The 18,688-nt window shown below is 73.7% G+C and carries 20 protein-coding genes and 1 riboswitch; of the genes, 8 read left to right on the plus strand and 12 right to left on the minus strand.

Features of this window, described 5'->3' with window-relative positions; all coding sequences use genetic code 11:
• Position 1: 1 nt before the first annotated feature.
• Genes ACFY3L_RS32500 through ACFY3L_RS32525 form a run of 6 tightly spaced genes read right to left on the minus strand, consistent with a single transcriptional unit; the run spans position 2 to position 6,644 of the window.
• Positions 2–298 carry a hypothetical protein gene (locus ACFY3L_RS32500; RefSeq protein WP_389332658.1) on the minus strand — a complete coding sequence of 99 codons (297 nt, stop codon included), beginning with the start codon at positions 296–298 and terminating at the stop codon, positions 2–4.
• Positions 295–1,038 carry a precorrin-4 C(11)-methyltransferase gene (gene cobM, locus ACFY3L_RS32505; RefSeq protein WP_389332662.1) on the minus strand — a complete coding sequence of 248 codons (744 nt, stop codon included), beginning with the start codon at positions 1,036–1,038 and terminating at the stop codon, positions 295–297. Before cobM ends, ACFY3L_RS32500 begins: the two co-directional genes overlap by 4 nt.
• Complete coding sequence (gene cbiE / locus ACFY3L_RS32510) at positions 1,035–2,603, minus strand: precorrin-6y C5,15-methyltransferase (decarboxylating) subunit CbiE (RefSeq protein WP_389332665.1); 1,569 nt, start codon at positions 2,601–2,603, stop codon at positions 1,035–1,037. The genes cobM and cbiE overlap by 4 nt, the downstream gene beginning before the upstream one ends.
• The gene (locus ACFY3L_RS32515; RefSeq protein WP_389332668.1) at positions 2,594–3,946 is read right to left on the minus strand and encodes a cobyrinate a,c-diamide synthase; all 1,353 of its coding nucleotides are present in this window, start codon (positions 3,944–3,946) and stop codon (positions 2,594–2,596) included. The genes cbiE and ACFY3L_RS32515 overlap by 10 nt, the downstream gene beginning before the upstream one ends.
• Positions 3,940–4,542 carry a cob(I)yrinic acid a,c-diamide adenosyltransferase gene (cobO, locus tag ACFY3L_RS32520; RefSeq protein ID WP_389332671.1) on the minus strand — a complete coding sequence of 201 codons (603 nt, stop codon included), beginning with the start codon at positions 4,540–4,542 and terminating at the stop codon, positions 3,940–3,942. Before cobO ends, ACFY3L_RS32515 begins: the two co-directional genes overlap by 7 nt.
• 2 nt (positions 4,543–4,544) lie before the next feature.
• Positions 4,545–6,644 (minus strand): VWA domain-containing protein, encoded by a 2,100-nt coding sequence (locus tag ACFY3L_RS32525; protein ID WP_389332674.1) that lies wholly within the window; start codon positions 6,642–6,644, stop codon positions 4,545–4,547.
• Positions 6,645–6,678: 34 nt separating this feature from the next.
• Positions 6,679–6,877, minus strand: a riboswitch (cobalamin riboswitch).
• Positions 6,878–6,923: 46 nt separating this feature from the next.
• On the opposite strand from ACFY3L_RS32525, the gene ACFY3L_RS32530 reads away from it, so the two are divergent.
• The 3 genes from ACFY3L_RS32530 (at position 6,924) to ACFY3L_RS32540 (ending at position 9,025) form a co-directional block, all read left to right on the plus strand.
• Complete coding sequence (locus ACFY3L_RS32530) at positions 6,924–7,775, plus strand: hypothetical protein (protein WP_389332677.1); 852 nt, start codon at positions 6,924–6,926, stop codon at positions 7,773–7,775.
• A gap of 75 nt (positions 7,776–7,850) precedes the next feature.
• Positions 7,851–8,636, plus strand: coding sequence for a hypothetical protein (locus tag ACFY3L_RS32535; RefSeq protein WP_389332680.1), 786 nt, complete (start codon positions 7,851–7,853; stop codon positions 8,634–8,636).
• Positions 8,637–8,650: 14 nt separating this feature from the next.
• A complete protein-coding gene (locus ACFY3L_RS32540) occupies positions 8,651–9,025 on the plus strand; it encodes a hypothetical protein (protein WP_389332683.1) in 375 nt (124 codons plus the stop codon).
• A 25-nt stretch (positions 9,026–9,050) separates the two neighbouring features.
• Here the strand turns inward: ACFY3L_RS32540 and ACFY3L_RS32545 are convergent, their stop codons facing one another.
• Positions 9,051–9,797 carry a copper resistance protein CopC gene (locus ACFY3L_RS32545; RefSeq protein WP_389332686.1) on the minus strand — a complete coding sequence of 249 codons (747 nt, stop codon included), beginning with the start codon at positions 9,795–9,797 and terminating at the stop codon, positions 9,051–9,053.
• 87 nt (positions 9,798–9,884) lie between these two features.
• Here ACFY3L_RS32545 and ACFY3L_RS32550 point away from each other — a divergent pair, with 87 nt between their 5' ends.
• Both ACFY3L_RS32550 and ACFY3L_RS32555 read left to right on the plus strand, forming a co-directional pair.
• A complete protein-coding gene (locus ACFY3L_RS32550) occupies positions 9,885–10,340 on the plus strand; it encodes a hypothetical protein (RefSeq protein ID WP_389332689.1) in 456 nt (151 codons plus the stop codon).
• Complete coding sequence (locus ACFY3L_RS32555; protein WP_389332692.1) at positions 10,337–11,584, plus strand: hypothetical protein; 1,248 nt, start codon at positions 10,337–10,339, stop codon at positions 11,582–11,584. The genes ACFY3L_RS32550 and ACFY3L_RS32555 overlap by 4 nt, the downstream gene beginning before the upstream one ends.
• 270 nt (positions 11,585–11,854) lie before the next feature.
• On the opposite strand, the gene ACFY3L_RS32560 is transcribed toward ACFY3L_RS32555, so the two are convergent.
• Positions 11,855–13,075 (minus strand): MFS transporter, encoded by a 1,221-nt coding sequence (locus tag ACFY3L_RS32560; protein ID WP_389332694.1) that lies wholly within the window; start codon positions 13,073–13,075, stop codon positions 11,855–11,857.
• Between the two features lie 123 nt (positions 13,076–13,198).
• Between ACFY3L_RS32560 and ACFY3L_RS32565 the strand changes: the two genes are divergently transcribed.
• Positions 13,199–13,507: a hypothetical protein gene (locus tag ACFY3L_RS32565; RefSeq protein ID WP_389332697.1), complete on the plus strand. Its 309-nt coding sequence runs from the start codon at positions 13,199–13,201 to the stop codon at positions 13,505–13,507.
• An 88-nt stretch (positions 13,508–13,595) separates the two neighbouring features.
• Here ACFY3L_RS32565 and ACFY3L_RS32570 read toward each other — a convergent pair whose 3' ends face one another.
• Positions 13,596–14,006, minus strand: coding sequence for a hypothetical protein (locus ACFY3L_RS32570; protein ID WP_389332700.1), 411 nt, complete (start codon positions 14,004–14,006; stop codon positions 13,596–13,598).
• Positions 14,007–14,219: 213 nt separating this feature from the next.
• Between ACFY3L_RS32570 and ACFY3L_RS32575 the strand changes: the two genes are divergently transcribed.
• Positions 14,220–14,969: a glyoxalase gene (locus tag ACFY3L_RS32575; RefSeq protein ID WP_389332704.1), complete on the plus strand. Its 750-nt coding sequence runs from the start codon at positions 14,220–14,222 to the stop codon at positions 14,967–14,969.
• Positions 14,970–15,186: 217 nt separating this feature from the next.
• Here ACFY3L_RS32575 and ACFY3L_RS32580 read toward each other — a convergent pair whose 3' ends face one another.
• A complete protein-coding gene (locus ACFY3L_RS32580) occupies positions 15,187–16,740 on the minus strand; it encodes an MDR family MFS transporter (RefSeq protein WP_389333504.1) in 1,554 nt (517 codons plus the stop codon).
• A gap of 14 nt (positions 16,741–16,754) precedes the next feature.
• Entirely contained in the window at positions 16,755–17,177 is a 423-nt protein-coding gene (locus tag ACFY3L_RS32585) for a MarR family winged helix-turn-helix transcriptional regulator (RefSeq protein ID WP_389332707.1), read from the minus strand.
• Positions 17,178–17,272: 95 nt separating this feature from the next.
• Here ACFY3L_RS32585 and ACFY3L_RS32590 point away from each other — a divergent pair, with 95 nt between their 5' ends.
• The gene (locus tag ACFY3L_RS32590) at positions 17,273–17,854 is read left to right on the plus strand and encodes a TetR/AcrR family transcriptional regulator (protein ID WP_389332710.1); all 582 of its coding nucleotides are present in this window, start codon (positions 17,273–17,275) and stop codon (positions 17,852–17,854) included.
• A 31-nt stretch (positions 17,855–17,885) separates the two neighbouring features.
• Here the strand turns inward: ACFY3L_RS32590 and ACFY3L_RS32595 are convergent, their stop codons facing one another.
• The gene (locus ACFY3L_RS32595; RefSeq protein WP_389332713.1) at positions 17,886–18,521 is read right to left on the minus strand and encodes a hypothetical protein; all 636 of its coding nucleotides are present in this window, start codon (positions 18,519–18,521) and stop codon (positions 17,886–17,888) included.
• Between the last annotated feature and the right edge of the window lie 167 nt (positions 18,522–18,688).

Below are 18,688 nucleotides of genomic sequence, written 5' to 3' on the forward strand. Positions count from 1 at the left end.
GTCAGCGGCCGCTCAGGGTGCCGGGCAGGCCCGCGGTACGCAGCGCGAGGATGTCGGTGGTGGCGCGCAGTGCGGCCAGCACGCCCGGGTCGGGGGTAGCGAAGACGGGCTCGTAGTCGCGCTCCCCCGCCGCCGGGTCGATGGTGAAGGCCAGCCGCGGGCCGTCGAGCGAGAACCGCGCGTCGACGCCCGGCTTGTTGCCGCGCGGGTCCTGCCGGTGCCACCGGCCGTCGAGGTGCACCGCGACGAGGCCGTGCAGCACGAACCCGCCGCCGGCGAGGTAAGGGTCGAGGCTCATGGGCGGTGGCGGGTGGTGGAGTACAGGTGGCTGTCGGGGAACTCGGCGGCGGTGAGGACGCGGCCGACGACGATGACGGCGGTGCGCTGGATGCCCGCCTCCCGGACCTGGTGGGCGATGTCGGCGAGGGTGCCGCGGAGGATCAGCTCGTCGGGGCGGCTGGCGCGGGCGACGACGGCGGCGGGGCAGTCCTCGCCGTACCAGGGGATCAGCTCCTCCACCAGCCCGGCGATGCGCTGCACGGCCAGGTGGAGCACGATGGTGGCGCGGCTGGCGGCCAGTGTGGACAGTTCCTCGCCCGGGGGCATCGGGGTGGCGCGGGCGGCGGTGCGGGTGAGGATGAGGGTCTGCGCGACGCCCGGCACGGTCAGCTCGCGACCCAGGGAGGCGGCCGCGGCGGCGAACGCGGGGACGCCCGGCACGATCTCGTAGGGCACGCCCGCGGCGTCGAGGCGGCGCAGCTGCTCCGCCATCGCGCTGAAGACGGACGGGTCGCCGGAGTGCAGGCGGGCGACGTCGAGGCCGGCGGCGTGCGCGGTGGTCAGCTCGGCGAGGATCTGGTCGAGGTCGAGGTTCGCGGTGTCGACGAGCCGGGCGCCGGGCGGGCACACGTCGAGGAGCTCGACCGGCACGAGGCTGCCCGCGTACAGGCAGACCGGGGTCCGGGCGAGGACGTCGCGGCCGCGGACCGTGATGAGGTCCGCGGCGCCCGGTCCGGCACCGATGAAGTACACCGTCATTTCCACACCACCCATTGCGTCACCGGCATCATCGGCCGCCAGGCGAGGAACCCGCCGACGGGTGCGGCACGCTGGACCGCGATCCGGGTCAGGGAGCCACCGTGCGTCTCGTGGAGCTCGGCGACGAGCCGCTCCGAGGCGATGGTGACCGCGTTGACGACGAGCCTGCCGCCCGGGCGCAGCGCCGACCAGCAGCGCTCGAACACCCCTGCCGCGGTGAAGCCGCCGCCGATGAAGACGGCGTCCGGTGCCGCCTCGGACGGGGGCAGGCCGTCGAGCGCGCCGGGCGCGGCACCGACCACTGTGGACAGATGCGGGACGCCGAGGGTGCGGGCGTTGGCGGTGACCCGTCCGGCGCGGACGGGGTCGCGTTCGACGGCGACGGCGCGGCACGAGCGGTGCGCGCGCAGCCACTCGATCGCGATGCTGCCCGAGCCGGCGCCGACGTCCCACAGCAGCTCGCCGGGGCGGGGGCCGAGCGCGGCGAGGGTGACGGCACGGATCTCGCGCTTGGTGAGCTGGCCGTCGCTGCTGTACGAGTCGTCCGCGAGACCCGGAGCCACGGAGACACCGCTGCCCCGGCAGTCGACGGCGACGATGTTCAGCGGACCGGCGGCCGTGACGTCGTGGTGGATCCGCTCGTCCGGGCCGCCGAGCGACTCCAGGACGGTGACGGTGCTGTCGCCGAACCCGGTCTCGGCGAGGATCCCGGCCACCGACGGCGGGGTGGCGGCGCCGGAGCTGAGGACGAGCACCCGGCGTCCATTGTGGAGGACCCGGCGCAGCGCGTCGACGGACCGGCCGACGGCGCTGACGACCTCGATGTCGTCCTGGGCCCAGCCGAGCCGCGCGCACGCCAGGGACACCGCCGACGGGTGCGGCACCACGTGCACGTGCGCCGCGCCGAGCAGCCTGACGAGGGTGCTGCCGATGCCGTAGTACATGGGGTCGCCGCTGGCGAGGACCACGACCCGGTCGGCGTGGTGCTCGGCGAGCAGCCGCGGCAGCGCCGGCACGAGCGGCGACGGCCACTCGACCCGCTTCGCGGTGACGGCGGCGAGATCGAGCTGCCGCCCGCTGCCGAACACGACGGTGGCCCCGGCGATCGCGGCACGCCCCGCCGCCGGGACGGAGTCCAGGCCGTCGGCGCCGACGCCGACGACGGTCACCTCGGGCGCGACCGCCGCGACGGCGAGGGTCGCGACCGCGGAGGACTGCCTGGCGACGACGAGCACCGCCGGGCCGTCGAACGGAGTCGTGGTGGCCGACGTCCGTGCGGGGGCGGTGCGGGCGGTGAGCAGCGCGGCGGCCTCGGCGACGCTCGGCGTGCCGGTGTGGGCGGCGACCCGTGGCGACGGGTTCGGCACGGCCACGGCGGCGAGCGCGGACGCCGGGTGGGTGACGACGTCCCAGCCGTGGCGGGACGCGAGCTCCTTCGCCAGATCCGCCCTGGTGTCCACAGTGGACAGGGCGATCACCACGTCGCCGGCGAAGGCGGGCAGGAGGGCCTCGACGTCAGCGGCGGTGGCGGTGGCGCGGGCGCCGAACCCGAGCACTACGCGCATGCCGAGACCAGCCGGTGCGCGAGGTGCGGGGCGCCGGCCCAGTGCAGGTGCAGGTACGACGCGTGCACCGACCCCGCCGTGAACCCCTCCCGGACCGTCCCGCCCTCGCCGTGCCACGCCCACGCGGGCCCTCCCACGGAGCCGGCGCCGAAGGACGGGGTGACGGCGGTGCGGTGGAACTCGTGGCCGCTGACCCGGGTGCCGGCGGGGGCGAGGACGCTGTCGCCGACCGCGACGGCGTCGCGGTAGCCGAGGGTCAGCTTCGGGGTCATGGCGGCGTCGACGGGCAGCACCCCGCACATCGGCCGGCCGTCCAGGGTCCGCGCCAGCCACAGCAGCCCGGCGCACTCGGCCGCGATCGGGGCGCCGCCGGCGGCGAGCCGGGCGACCGCCTCGCGGAGCGGCGCGTTGTCCGACAGCTGCTGCGCGTACACCTCGGGGAATCCGCCACCGACGACGAGCCCGCGCGTGCCGGGCGGCAGCGCCTCGTCCCGCAGCGGGTCCACGATGGACACCGCGGCGCCGGCGGCGGTCAGCAGCTCGACGGTCTCGGCGTAGCTGAACGAGAACGCGGGCCCGCCGGCGACCGCGACGACGGGCCGTCCCGCGACGGGCTCACCCACCGACGGCGTCCACGGCGAAGCGGCGAACGAGGGCGCCGATCGGGCGACGGCGAGCAGCGCGTCCAGGTCCACGCCGAGCGTGACCACGGACGCGAGGGCCCGCACGGACTCGACGGCCTCGGCGTGGCGTTCGACGACGGGGACGAGGCCGAGGTGCCGGGACGGGGCGGCGACCGCGTCGTGGCGGCGCAGCACCCCGAGGACGGGCGTGCCGACCTCGGCGCACGCGTCGCGGAGGATCTGCTCGTGCCGGTCGGAGCCGACCCGGTTGAGCACCACCCCGGCGATGCGCACGCCGGACCCGAACGACCGGAACCCGTGCACGACCGCGGCGATCGACCGGGCCTGCGCGGTCGCGTCGACCACGAGGACGACGGGCGCGTCGAGGAGCTTCGCGACGTGCGCGGTGGAGCCGAACTCGCCCGCGCCGGTGCGCCCGTCGAACAGGCCCATGACCCCCTCGACGACGGCGACGTCGGCGCCGGCCGAGCCGTGCGCGAACAGCGGCCCGATGCGCTCCTCGCCGACGAGGACCGGGTCGAGGTTGCGGCCGGGGCGGCCGGCGGCGAGCGCGTGGTAGCCGGGGTCGATGTAGTCGGGGCCGACCTTGAACGGCGCCACGCGCAGGCCCCGGGCCGCGAACGCCGCGAGGAGCCCGGTCGCGACGGTCGTCTTGCCGTGGCCGGAGGCGGGTGCCGCGACGACGATCCGGGCTACCACTCGATGCCCTGCTGGCCCTTGCGCCCCGCGTCCATGGGGTGTTTGACCTTCGTCATGTCGGTGACGAGGTCGGCGATGGCGACGAGGTCGGGGTGCGCGTCCCGGCCGGTGATGACGACGTGCTGGTTGCCCGGCCGGTCCCGCAGGGTGGCGACGACGTCGGCGACGTCGACCCAGCCCCACTTCATCGGGTAGGTGAACTCGTCGAGCACGTAGAACCGGTGCGCCTCCGCGGCCAGGTCGCGCTTGATCTGCTCCCAGCCCTCGGCGGCCTCGGCGGCGTGGTCGCGTTCGGTGCCGGGGCGCTGGATCCAGGACCAGCCCTCGCCCATCTTCTGCCACACGACGGTGCCGCCCTTGCCCGTCTCGCCGAGGGCCTTGAGGGCGGTCTCCTCGCCGACGCGCCACTTGGGGCTCTTCACGAACTGGTAGACGGCGATCGGCCAGCCGGCGCTCCAGGCGCGCAGCGCCATCCCGAACGCGGCCGTCGACTTGCCCTTGCCCTGTCCCGTGTGGACGGCCAGGATGTGCTGCCGGCGGCGCTGGCGGGTGGTGAGCCCGTCGTCCGGCACGCTCTCGACCTTGCCCTGCGGCATGTTCAGCTCCCCGTGTGGATCGCGGCGGTGGACAGTGCCGACAGCGGCAGGCAGTCGGCGGACAGGGCCCGCGCGAGGCGTCCGGCGAGGCCGAGCCGCACCGGGCCGGACTCGCAGTCGACGACGACGGCGGGGATGCCGGCGAGCGCGGGCGCGACGGTCATCGGGTCGGGGCCGCTGGTCGCGCGGCCGTCGGTGACGACGACGAGCAGCGGGCGGCGGCGGGCGTCGCGGCGCTTCTCACCGTGCAGCGTGCGGGCGGCCTGGCGCAGTCCCGCCGCAAGGGGGGTCCGGCCGCCGGTGCGCAGCTCGGCCAGGCGGAGCACGCCGACCTCGTGGCTGGCGGTCGGCTCGAGGACCGTCGTGGCCTCCGCGCCCCGGAAGGTGATCATGCCGACCTTGTCCCGGCGCTGGTACGCGTCGCGCAGCAGCGACAGCACGGCCGTCTTCACGACGGTCATCCGCTGCCGGGCCGCCATCGACCCGGACGCGTCGACGACGAACAGCACGAGGTTCGCCTCCCGGCCGACCTTGACCGCCTCGCGCAGGTCGCGGGCGTGGACGCTGCGGGACCCGCGCAGCGCCGCGGCGCGCACGCTGTCGGGCAGGTGCAGGCTGACGAGCTTGCCGCTGGGCTGCCGGGACCGCACGACCCGCCCGTGCCGTCCGTGCGCGGGTGAGCGCCGGCCGGCGTGGGCGCCCTGCTGCCGGTTGGCCCTCCCACCGATCTTCAACAGCCGCGTCTTGTACGGCGCCTGCGCGAACGCGAGCTCGCCGGCCGGCTGCGTGCCGGGGCCGGCATCCGGCGGGACGGAGGAGTCACCGCCGCGAGGGTCGCGACCATCGGCACCGGCACCGTCGGACAAATCCGAAGAATCGGAAATATCGGGAATGCTCGGCAAGGGAGGAGAGCTGGGAGGGGTTGCCGCGGGCGGGGCACCGCCAGCAGGGCCGCCGTCCGGAGCGTCACCGTCGGGGCCGCCGCCAGGACCGCCGCCGGAGTCAGGACCACCGCCGGAGTCAGGGTCACCGCCGGAGTCGGGGTCCCCGTCAGGACCGCCGCCGGTGTCGGGGTCGTCGTCGGGGCCGTTGAGCTCCTGGTCGAGGATCTCCTCCAGGCGCTCCTGGTCCGCGCCCGGCGGGTCCAGGGGGTCGCGGCGGCGCCGGTGCGGCAGCGCGAGCCGGGCCGCGTCCCGCAGGTCGTCCTTCGTCACGACGGTCCGGCCGTGCCAGGCGGCGACGGCGACCGCCGTGCGGGCCACGACGATGTCGGCGCGCAGGCCGTCCACGCGGTACGCGATGCAGATCCGCGCGATCCGGTCCAGCTGCGCGTCCGGCAGCGTGACCCGGGGCAGGAACTGCCTGGCGGCGGCGATCCTGCCGGCCAGGGCCGCGTCCTGCTCGACGTAGCGGGCGGCGAACCCGGCGGGGTCGTTCTCGTACTGCAGCCGCCGCCGCACCACCTCGGCCCGCGGCTCCACCGTGGCGGGCGCGGCGACGCCGACGACCAGGCCGAACCGGTCGACGAGCTGCGGCCGCGGCTCGCCCTCCTCCGGGTTCATGGTGCCGACGAGCAGGAAGCGGGCGGCGTGCTTGACGGAGACCCCGTCGCGCTCGACGTGGGCGCGGCCCATCGCGGCGGCGTCGAGGAGCAGGTCGACGAGGTGGTCGGGCAGCAGGTTGACCTCGTCGACGTAGAGGACGCCCCGGTGCGCGGCGGCGAGCAGGCCGGGCTCGTATGCCTTCACGCCCTCGCCGAGGGCCCGCTGCAGGTCGAGGGTGCCGACGACCCGGTCCTCGGTGGCGCCGACGGGCAGCTCGACCAGCGCGGCCCGGCGCCGGGCGGCGGGCGTGTCCACGGTGTGCGGACCGTCGGGGCACGACGGGTCGGGAGACGAAGGGTCGCAGGCGAAGCGGCAGCCGGCGACGACGTCGACCTCCGGCAGGAGCGCGGCGAGGCCACGCACGACGGTCGACTTGGCGGTGCCCTTCTCACCCCGGACGAGCACCCCGCCGATCGCGGGCGACACGGCGGTGAGCAGCAGGGCCAGGCGCAGGTCGGGCAGGCCGACCACGGCCGAGAACGGATACGGCGACGTCACGGGCACATCCTCCTCGAGCGGGTCCGCGCCCGCTGGGTCATGGAGCACGAGCGGCTGGAGTCTCCTGACTCCCGGATCGCCGCCATCCCCCGACCTTCCGGCTTGCGGCCGTGGCCCTTGCGCTGGAGGGTGACTCCCCGGTCACAGTGGCGGGACCGTCCCAGATTCGCACTGGGTTCCTCCCTATGACCGCTCGGGGTTCATCGTGTCCCACCGCTCCCAGTGACGTCAACGTGACCCAAATCCTTCGGGCCGGGCACGACCGGCCGAACAGATGACATGTGGAGGAGCGCCGCGCACGCCGCCCTGTGCGTCGTGCTGACCCTGGGCCTGCTCGTGGCGTCCGTACGGCCGCGCCTGCCGCCCCTGGCGCCGGAGACGAGCGTGGCGCCGCCGGGCACCCGGGCCATGTGGCTGTGGGGGCGCGAGCCGCCGGAGGCCGTCGTCGGCTGGGCGAAGGCACGCTCGGTGACGACGATCTTCGCGTACTACGACCCTCGCGCCGACGTGACGGAGCTGACCCGGCTGCGAGCGCTGTGCGACGACGCCGGGATCACCCTGGACGCGCTCGGCGGCGAGCCGGCCTGGACGACCGACCACGCGACCGCGCTCGACTGGGCCCGGGCCGCCGCGGCGTCCGGCCTGTTCCGGGGGCTGCACGTCGACGTCGAGCCGTACCTGTTGCCGACCTGGGAAGAGCGGCACGCGGCGCTCGCACCGCAGCTGCTGCGACTGCTGGACGAGCTGTCGCGGATCGGCCCGCCGGTCGAGCTCGACGTGCCCTTCTGGCTGCCGACGGTGCAGGTCGGCGGGGAGAACCTGGCCGACGCCGTGCTCGCCCGGGTCGACGGCGTCACGGTGATGAGCTACCGCAACACCGCGACCGGCGGCAACTCGATGCTCGGCGTCGCCGACGACCTGCTGCGGCGGGCCGGGAAGGCGGCGAAACCGGCCCGGCTCGGCGCGGAGACGCAGGCGCTCGGTGACTGCCCGCACTGCACGTTCCACGGCGGCACGGACAGCGCCATGCGGGCCACGCTCAGTGACGTCGACCGGGCCGCGCAGCGCTACGCCGCGTTCGAGGGAATCGCGGTGCACCAGTACGACACCTGGACAGCGCTCACCGGCTAGCTCAACCGGCCGCCGGCCCGGCCGATCTGGACTGCGTCATCAGGCAGCCATCATCAACAGAGAAGGACCTCTCCGATGCGCCGTTCAGCCTCGATCGCCCTGGCCTGTGCCGCCGGCGCGGCCGCCATCCTGCCCGCCGCGTCGCCCGCCAGCGCCGCGACCCCGGACCTGGGCCTGGTGGTGCCGCTGCTTGCGCCGATGCTGCCGGGGCAGTCGGGCTGGGTGGGCACCCTGTGGGGCGCCGCCGACGACGTCTGCGACGTGCGGGTCACCGCCTCCGGCGCGGGTCTCACCATCACGTACCCGTCGAACACGCAGAGCTACTCGTCGCTGTCGAAGGGCGACTCGCTCGCCGCCGGGCACGTGGACTACGTCGCGTTCAACATCAGCGTCGCCACGAACAAGCTCGTGTCGCTGAACCCGGTGACGCTGAACTACTCGTACACCGAGAAGGCCGGCGGCGCGACCACCTGCACCGGCACGAAGCGCACCGGCTCGCAGGTCGCGACGCTGCCGGTCGTGTCGGTCACCGGGGACGCCGTCACCCAGAAGACCTCGTCGGTGACCGTGCCGAAGAAGACCCCGGTCTGGACGCAGCTGGTGTTCCAGGCGCGCAAGGGCGGCGTCGACGACCTGCGCGTCACCGTCTCCGGCGGCCCGGCTGGCCTGGTCGTGAGCTACCCGCAGGAGCGCGCGTACACCCAGCCCAACCAGGCCGCGGCGCTGCCCGTCGGCACCGACGACTTCGCCGCCGTGAAGTTCGACGCCACGAACGTGGCCGTGGGCACCTACAAGCTGACGGTCAAGCAGACGTACGCCGGCATCACCGACACCAACGACCTCACGCTGGTCGTCGTCTGACGGAGGGACCTGCCATGATCCGCTCGAGAGCGCTGCTCACCATCGCCACCCTCGCGGTCACCGCCGGCCTGGCCGGCTGCGGCGACGAGGGCGCGAAGACCCCGGCGAAGATCACCGCACCGTCGGCCGGACCGTCCGCCAGTGCGCCGTTGGCACCCGAACGGATGGAGGCGATCTTCCTGGACACGACGGCGGCGCACCTGTGCTCGGTCCAGTCGCGGGTCTACACCGACCCGGCGGCGATGGCCGAGGCGTACGCTAGCAAGCCCCTCTACACCGGGCTCGCCGACGCGCAGGTCGAGCAGTACCAGCAGCGGGTCATCGCCGACCCCGCGTTCGCCGGGCGGCTCACCGCGCAGATCCAGGCGACCTGCGGCACCTCCGGCTGACCGGGTCCCGTCGCGGCCGTCCTCCTCACCGGAGGGCGGCCTTGCGGCGTTTCTTCTCCGGCTGCACCGGCGCGCGCCTGGCCGCGAGCCCGACCATGAGGCCGACACCCACGATGAGCAGGGCCGGGATCAGCCAGTCGGTGAGCACGAACGGCGTCTTCACCGGCGCAGGCACCGGCGGCTGGGCCTGCTGCGGGCCCTGCGTCGGTCCCTGTGTCGGCGCGGCCGTCGGTGGGGCGCCCTCCTTGTTGAGCGCGCGGGTCAGCGCCTCGGACGGGCCGGTGGCCGGCGCGGTCCAGCCCGCCGGCGCCGGCGTCACCGGACCGCTGTAGGTGAACCGCAGCTGCCCCTTCACGGCCTCGCCGTCGGAGGCGACCGTCTGGTAGGCGGCCGTGTAGAGGCCCTGCTCCGGCCAGTGCGACACCGGCACGAGCGCGGGGAAGCCGGTGTTGTACGACCTGGGCTCGAACTTCCCGTCGACCATGAAGTACTCCTGGACGGGCTTGTCGAGCCGCTTCGGCTCCCCGGTCCGCCAGCCGCCCTCGACCCGCAGCCCGGACGGCGCGGTGACCGTGAACCAGGCGAACGACGCCGGCTGCTCCGTGAAGTACAGCGCCACCTCGGCGCGCGGCTTGTCGACGGTGCTGTCCTGCACCGGGTCGGACATGGCCAGCTGCCCGTGGGCCGAGGCCGGGTGTGCGGGCAGGACGACGCCGAGCACGGCGACGAGCGCCAGCACCGCGATCTTCGACGCGCTGACAACCGATCGCATCGGCACATGATGCCGGGTTCCCCCATGAGCGACAAGACGCTAAATTCACAGCCCTGACAAACCCCCCGTCACCTCGGGAGCCTCTCCGTGCCTGCAGCTCGTGCCACCGTCCTCGCCGCCGCGCTCGTCCTGGCCCTCGCGGGGTGCTCCGCCGACCCTGAAGCACCTGCTCCGGCGCCGTCCACCACGACCGCGACGGCCGCCGCCGGCACCGACGCGCCGTCGCCGACCACGGGCACCTCCTCGGCACCGCCGTCGCCCGTCGCGACCGTCGCCACCGTCGACAAGGAGATCGTCGTCACCGTCGCGAAGAAGAAGGTGACGCCGCCGACCGGCCGGGTCGAGGTCGCCAAGGGCAACCTGGTGCGGATCACCGTCACCTCCGACGTCGCCGACGAGCTGCACGTCCACGGCTACGACAAGAGCCTGGCGTTGCCGGCCGGGGCGCCCGCGTCGCTCGAGCTGCGGGTCGACCGGACCGGGCTGTTCGAGGTGGAGACGCACGCGTCGCATCTGGTGCTCTTCCAGCTCGTGGTCCGTTGAGCACGGACCTCGCGCCGGTCCTGGCCCACGGTGTCGGCGGCCGCCAGGACCTGCCGCTCACGCTGGGCCAGCTGCTGGCCGGCGCCGCCGCCGCGCTGATCGTGTCGTTCCTGGTGCTCGGCGTCGCGTGGCGCACCCCGCGGCTCGACCCCGCCGCCGGCCGGCCCGTCCCGGCCCTCCGGGTGCCCGCCGTCCTCCCCCGGCTCCTGGGCATCCTGCTGCTGGCCGTCCTGGCGTGGACGTTCACGCTGCCCGACACGGCCGACAACCCGGCGGCCGGCATCGTGTACGTGCTGTTCTGGGTCGGACTGGTGCCGCTGTCGCTCCTGCTCGGCCCCGTCTGGCGGGCCCTGAACCCGCTGCGCACGTTGTCGCTGGGCTTCGCCGCCCGCCGCCCGCTGCCCGACGGCCTCGGCTACTGGCCCGCCGCCGCGGGGCTCTTCGCGTTCGCGTGGCTGGAGCTCGTCGCCCCGGACCGGGCCACCCTGCCCGTCCTCGGCACCTGGCTGGCCGTGTACGCCGTGGCCATGCTCGCCGGCGCGTTCGTCTACGGCCCCGACTGGCACACCCGCGGCGACGCGTTCGAGGTGCTCAGCGACCTGGCCGGCCGGCTCGCCGTGATCGGCCGCCGCCCCGACGGCACGCTCGCCTGGCGCAACCCCCTCGACGGCATCGCCGGCCTGCGCCCCGCACCCGGGCTCGTCGCCGTCGCCGTCGTCCTGCTCGGCGCCACCTTCTACGACGCGATGTCCGGCGCGCTCTTCTGGCTGCGGTTCACCCAGGAGAACGGGCTGCCCGCCCCCGTCACCGGCACCCTCGGCCTGCTGGCCGTCATGGGGGCGGTGGCGCTCGCGTACACCGTGGCGACCCGCACCGCGGGCCGGCGCGGCCACACGTCGGCGGACCGCATGCCGGGCGAGCTGGCCCACTCGATCGTGCCGATCGTCGTCGGCTACGTCGTGGCGCACTACTACTCGCTGTTCGTCCTGGAGGGCCAGCGCACCGTAGCGCTCCTGTTCGACCGGCCGGACTTTGACCCGTGGACCGGCGTGATCACCCCGACGGGCGTCGCCAACGTCCAGATCACCGCGATCATCCTCGGCCACCTCGTCGGCACCGTCCTCGCCCACGACCGGGCCCTGAAGCTCTTCCCCCGCGCCCAGGCCATGACCGGCCAGCTGCCGCTGCTGGGGCTGATGGTCGCCTACACCGTCGCGGGCCTGCTGCTGCTCTTCACCGGCTGAACCGCTGCCGGAATGCTTGACGGAATGCTTGGTAGAGCGGCGCGAGGGAGGAGCGCCGCTCTACCGGTCCAGCGATATATGTGTATCGAAGGGAGGCCTTCGAGCTAGTCCGTGCGAGGGTCCCGGGGGGTGAGACCCTTTCGGTTGCCGCTGAGAAGAGCATGCAGGTCGCCACTTGGCGCGGACTTGGCGAACACTTGCGCTGATCTGTCACCCACCCGACACAGCTGACCGGTATCGCCCACCTTGATCCACCCCTCCGCGGAGGGTTCAGACGGCCTCCGCTGTCGAGGGGACTCCGGGGTCGGACCCGGTGGGCTCGGCGACACCGGTGGTGACGAGCAGGACGACGGCGGCGACGGCCATCGCGGTCAGGCCGGCGGTGACGAGGGCGCCGCCGCCGCCGAGCCAGGCGACCAGCGGGGCCGCGGCCGCGGTGCCGCCGCCGATCGCGGTCTGGTTGACGGCGCCGACGGTGGCGAAGAGACGGCCGTGGCGCTCGGCCGGCGTACGGGCGGTGATCAGGGCGTTCTGGGCGACGTTGAGGATGCCGTTGCCGACGCCGCCGGCGGCCGCGGCGGCGTAGGCGACCAGCAGGCCGGGGGCGACGCCGATGCCCGCGATGCCGGCGCCCATGGCGAGACAGGCGACGGCGACCGCGACCCGGTGGCTGAGGCGCAGCAGCGGCAGCAGCTGCGAGCCCACGAGGGCGCCGGCGCCCCAGACGGTGAGGTACATGCCGTACTGCGCGGAGGAGGCGCCGAGCTGGTCGACGAACCGGAACGGCGCCGCGACGTTGTCGACGACGGCGGCGCCGATGCTGACCGCGACGCCGACCACCGCGACGGCCAGGACCCGGTCGGCGAGCAGCAGCCGCAGGCCACCGGACCGGTCACCGGCCGCGGCCGACGGGTCCGGGCGGCGGCGGACGGTGAGCAGCGCGCACGCGCCGGCGAGCACCGCGAACGTGGCCGCGTCGGCGAGCACCGCGGCCCGCACGCCGAGCCAGCCGGTGAGCAGCCCGCCGGCGGCGGGGCCGGCGATCCAGCCGAGGCCGAAGCCCAGCGACAGCCGGGCGTACCCGCGCTCCCGCCCGACCGGCCCGGTGATGGCCGGCACCAGCGCGCTCGTCGCCGGCCGGACGAACGCCGCCAGCCCCGCGAGCACCGCGAACAGCAGCACCGTCGGCAGCGGACCGTCCAGCAGCCCGAGCGGCACGGCGACCAGCGCCTGGCCGAGCAGCGCGACGATCAGCACGCCACGCGTCTCGAGCCGGTCGACGACGCGGCCCACCACCGGTGCCAGCACCACGACCGGCACCAGCTCCGCGGCGAGCAGCGCGGCGACCCACCCGCTGCCGTGCGGCTGGAGGCGCAGCAGCAGCGCGATGAACGCGGCGGCGTCGCCGGCCACCGACACGGCGAGCCCGGCCGTGAGGATCCAGAGGTCCGCACGCCCGCGCCGCGAATCGACGGTCCTCACGGTCGTCATGTCCGCCACCGTACCGCCGCCGCATCCGCCGGAAGTGCCCCTGATCCCGTATCCTGCGCGGGTCCAAGGGTGGTGACGCGGGGGGTCGGTCGCTGTGGTGGTGCCGGAGTCCGGGCACGGCTGGTGACCGGGCAGGCCGGCGCGCGCTTCACGCGGGACGGCCCGCAGGCGGCGGTCGACGCGTGGCTCGCGGCGCAGGACCCGGCCCGCGCGCAGACCACGCTGTGGGCCGAGGAGATGGTGCGGCGCGCCCCGCTCGCGATCGGCGGCGTCGCGCTGTGCCGGAACTCCGTCGGGCTCCCCACGCCCGAGGCCTGGTGCGCGTGGGCGTCCGACGGCGTGGTGGTCGAGTTCGTGTTCGTCCGGGTGCCGGCGCCGGTGGCGTGGGACCGGATGGCGGAGATGCTGCCGGCCATCGCCACCTACTCCTGACGTCCGGCTCCCCCCGAACCGCGGAACGCCGGCCGGCCCGAAGGCCGACCGGCGTTCCTAGCGCAGTCGAGACGCACCCGGCGGGTGGTCAGGCGCTGCTGTCGGAGATCTCGTAGTTCGGGCCGTCCATGACGTTCCCGAGGAAGCTCTCGAAGCGCTCCGTGAGCGACATGACGTGCGCGTCCGAAGCCTCGGCACCCTCGATCTCGGCCGCACCGAAGCCGGCGGAGCCCTCCTGGCCGTACGCGGCGAAGGTGTGCTCCTGCTCGATCTCGGTGTGCTCGTAGTGCGTGTACTCGGTCACCTCGTAGTGGTTGCCCGCGGCGTCCGTGTACTCGATGTGCTTGACGTTCTCGTACTCGGTGTGCTCGATGCTCTGGTGCTCGGTCTCGAGGATGCCGTACTGCGAGTTGTAGTCCTGCTCGCTGCCGCTGGCCTCGTGCGCCTCCGCGAGGCTGCCGTGGCCCTCGCTGGTCTCGATCTCGCCGTACTCGCTCATGGGGGTGGTCCTCTCGGATGCGTTTTCTCGGTGTTGCGCTGTTGGACCTAACGGTACGGGCGTCCGCCAGACCCAAAATCCCGGAAACGTGCCACCCGCACATCCCCGGATCGGCCCGTTTCTGGGCTCGACGTGCCGCGATCGATTTCTTGCATTCCTCCAATTATTTGTTGCATGTGCGGGTTCGTTCCGGTTCTGGCACACTGCCGGACCATGCTGGAGGAACTGGTGCAGCCGAACGAGACCGCCGTGCCGTTGCTGCCGTGTGTGGCCCCCGAGGAGACCGTGGTGTTCTGGCGTTCCCTGGGGTTCGCGGTCACGTACGAGCAGCGCCGGCCCTACCTGTACCTGGCCTTCCAGTGGCGCGGGGTGGGGTTGCACTACAAGCAGCCACCGGCCGGCATCGACGCGGCGCGGGAGGACATCGGCGGCTGTCTGGTGATGGTCGACCTGGTCGCGCCGTACCATGCCGCGTTCACGGAGGCGATGCGCCGCTCGTACGGCAAGGTGCTCGCGAACGGGCTGCCCCGCATCACCAGGTTCCGCTCCGGCGCGTCGCGCTTCACGGTCATGGACCCGTCCGGCAACTCGGTCATCTTCATCCAGCGCGACGAGCCGGCCGAGCTCGAGTACGGCGGCGCCAAGCACCTGCAGGGCCTGGCCAAGGTCCTCGACAACGCCCGGATCCTGCGCGAGTTCAAGCACGACGACCGGGCCGCGTTCCGCGCCCTGAACTCCGGCCTGCGCCGCCACGCCGACGGCGCCACCGCCCTCGAACGCGCGGTGGCCCTGGCCTCGCTCATCGAACTGTCGGCCGCCCTGGACGACCCCGGCCGCGTCCCGGAGTGGGGCGCCCAGCTGCAGGGCCTGCCGCTCACCACCGAGGAACGCACCACCGTCCGCGCCGCCGTGGCCGACCCTCTCATGCTCGACCCCTGGCTGCCCATGACCCCGGAAGGCTGACGCCCGCGACGAGCTCTCCCGCCCACTGCTGATGCTCCTGGGCCGGGCAACTCGCGTGCCGTCCGAATCCCGAGGCCAGAAGACGGAGACCGGTAGACGGAGACCGAACGCCCGGGGCCGGAAGACGGAGGCCGGACGACCGGGACCAGACGACCGGGGCCGGAAGACGCGGCAACCCGGTGGATCGACGGATCCACCGGGTTGCTGAGTTGCTGGGTCAGCGCGTCGGGGTGGTCACCTTCTCCGAAGCCGGATCCGTCGCCGACGGGGCGGGGGCGGCCAGGTCCAGGGTGCTGCGCAGCGCGGTCGGGCGCATCAGGGCCGCGGCCACGACGCCGACGAGCGCGATGCCGGCCGAGATGAGGAAGATGTGGCCGGTCGCGTCGCCGTAAGCGGCCCGGACGATGTGCTGCATCGCGGGCGGGAGGGCGTTGAGGTTGAGGTTGCTGGTGCCGCCGCCGGAGCCGGCCGGGACACCCGCCGCGGCCAGGGAGTGCGTGATGTTGTCGGTGACGCGGCGGGCGAGGACGGCGCCGAGGACGGAGACGCCGATGGTGCCGCCGAGCGAGCGAAAGAAGGCGATCGTCGAGCTCGCCGCGCCGATGTCCTTCAGGGGCACGGTGTTCTGCACGGCGAGGACGAGGTTCTGCATGGAGGAGCCGACGCCGACGCCGACCAGCAGCATGGCCGCGCCGACGAAGACGAGCGACGTCTCGTGGTCGATGGTGGCCAGGGCGGCGAAGCCGAGCACGAGGATGACGGTGCCGGCCACGATGTACGGCTTGATGTTGCCCGAGCGGGTGATCAGCCGGCCGACGATGATCGAGGCGGCCAGGACGCCGGCCATCATCGGGATGGTGAGCAGGCCGGCCTCGGTCGGGGTGTAGCCGCGGCCGATCTGGAAGTACTGGCCGAGGAAGACGGCACCGCCGAACATGGCCATACCGACGGCGAGGCTCGCGACGATCGACAGGGCGGTGGTGCGCTGCTTGACGATGTCCAGCGGCACCACCGGCTCCGCCGCGCGGGCTTCCACCAGTACCGCGGCGGCAAGGAGGACGAGTCCGGCGCCGACCATCGCGAAGGTCTGCCACGACAGCCACGCGAACGAGCCGTCGACGAACGAGACCCAGATGAGCAGGATGCTGACGCCCGCGGCGATGAGCGAGGCGCCCAGGTAGTCGATCTTGACGGGGCGCTTGACCGTGACCAGGTGCAGGGTCTTCTGCAGCACGAACAGCGCGATCACGGCGACCGGCACGCCGACGAAGAAGCACCAGCGCCAGCCGAGCCACGACGTGTCCACGATGACGCCGCCGAGGAGGGGGCCACCGACGGTCGCGACGGCCATCACGCCGCCGAGATAGCCGTTGTACCGTCCGCGCTCCCGCGGCGGGATCATCGCCGCGATGACGACCTGGACGAGCGCCTGCAGGCCGCCCACGCCGATGCCCTGGAAGGCGCGCGCGGCGATCAGCTCACCGGCGTTCTGCGACAGGCCGGACAGGATCGAGCCCACGACGAAGATGACGATGGAGATCTGGACGAGCAGCTTCTTGCTGTACAGGTCGGACAGCTTGCCCCAGATGGGGGTGGAGGCGGTCGCGGTGAGCAGGGTGGCGGTGACGACCCACGTGTACTGGCCCTGGGTGCCGTTGAGCGCCCCGATGATCTTCGGCAGGGCGGTGGAGACGATGGTGGAGCTCACCAGCGCCACGAACAGCACGAGCAACAGCCCGCTCAACGCTTCGAGAATCTGCCGATGCGACATCGGCTTGGTGTGACTCATCGTGTTGCCTCCAGGTGCAGGTCGTTCGTGAAGCGGCGCAGGTAGCCGCTGAAGTGCTCGAGGTCCGCCGGGCTCCAGTCGCGCAGCGCGCCGGCGAGCAGGTCGTCGTACCAGGCGACCGCGTCGGCGAGGGTCTGCCGGCCGGCGGGCGTGAGCTCGAGGAGGGTGGCCCGGCCGTCGTGCGGGTCAGGGACGCGCCGGACGAGGCCGGCCTGCGAGACCGCGCTGACCGCCCGGCTCGTCGTCGACTGGTCGAGCGCGCACCGCGCGGCGACCTCCTTCAGGTGCCGGCCGCCGTCCGAGCGGTCGATCGCCTGCAGCAGCCCGACCGTGCCGGAGGGCAGGACCGGGTGCCGGCGCCGGTGCTTGAGCACGCGGAGGACCTTCATCAGCTCGTACAGATCGTCGCGCAGCTCCATCGGACACCTCCTCCAATTACTTGCCTTCTACAAGCATCAGAAAAAGTTGCCCAGTGCGCAAGTTTTCTCAGTGAGAAGTGGGTAACATTCGGGGCGTGAGCACCGGGCTGCGGGAACGCAAGAAGACCGCCACCCGGCAGGCCCTGCACGAGGCCGCCGTCAGGCTGGCGATCGAGCACGGCCTCGACCGGGTCACCGTCGAGGCGATCGCCGACGCGGCGGACGTGTCCAGGCGGACGTTCTCCAACTACTTCGCCAGCAAGGAGGAGGCGTTCCTCTACGGCGACCACGCCCGCATGTGCCTGCTCATCGACGCGGTGCGGGCCCGGCCCGCCGGCGAGGCGCCGTGGCAGGTGCTGACCGCCGCCGCCATCGAGGTGTTCCAGGTGCTCGGCGCCCGCGACCCGCGCTGGATCGCCCAGGTGCGGCTCGTCCGCCGGCACCCGGCGCTCGCGGCGCAGCAGGTCACCACGTACACCTCGATGGAGGACGGCCTCACCGCCGAGCTGGTCGCCCGCGGGGTCGGGGCGCCGATCCGCGCCCGTCTGATGGCCGCGGCGTTCATGGCGTCGCTGCGGGTCGCGATCCAGGCCTACCCGGACCACACCGAGGGCGCCGCACTGATCGACGTCATGCGAGAAGCCCTCGCCGTGACGGGCGAGGGCTTCCGCGGATAGGGAACGGTCAGCGACTTCAGCGCGGCGGGGGTCAGCGGGCGCCGGTCAGCTGCGGGCGCAGCATCAGCAGCACGCCGAGCGTCATGTAGCCGATGAGCAGGTGGGCGCCGCCGACGTAGTCCGCGATCGGCGAGCCGAAGATGCCGAAGATCGGGACGGTGACGACGGCCCAGCTCTCCGCGACCACCGGCCACACCCGCACGACGCCCTTCCACCGGCCGGTGATCGCCAGCTTCACGCCGATGACCGCCATGCCGAGCATCGACAGCGGCCAGAAGATGTCCATCGGGACGAGGAACGCCTGGTCGCGCAGCGCCGGGATGGCGTGCAGGACGCTCCACAGCGTGGCGATCGCCAGCAGCACGTGCTCGACCACGAGCATGCCGCGGGCCACCTTCGTGAGGCCCGTGGCGCGGGTCCGGACCTGAATGGCGAGCAGCGCGAACAGCCCCAGCTGGAACAGCCCGCCGGTGGCGTCGGTGATGGTGAGGCCGAGGGAGTCGGTCGGGTTGTTGCCGACGGTGAACATGCTGGCCGCCCAGGCCGCCGTGCCGGCGGCCAGGGCCAGGCCCAGCTTGCGGACACCACCCACGGTGATGGCGACGGGGGGCTGCTGGCCGGTGAGGTCGTCGGTGCGGGCGGGGACGGGCTCGGTGCGGATCGTCATGGCAGGTTCCTTTATGTGAGGCGGCGGGGTCGCCGGGTATGCCGAGAATCCTGCGTCCTGCCGCGACCCGGGCGGCAGGGCCGGGCGCCCCCGATGGCGTCCCTTCCCGAGTCCCGGCCGGCACGGGACTCCGGTCCCCGGGACCGCGGGACTGCCGGGCTGACACG

It is taken from the genome of Dactylosporangium sp. NPDC000521 (genome assembly GCF_042898305.1).
GTDB lineage: Bacteria > Actinomycetota > Actinomycetes > Mycobacteriales > Micromonosporaceae > Dactylosporangium.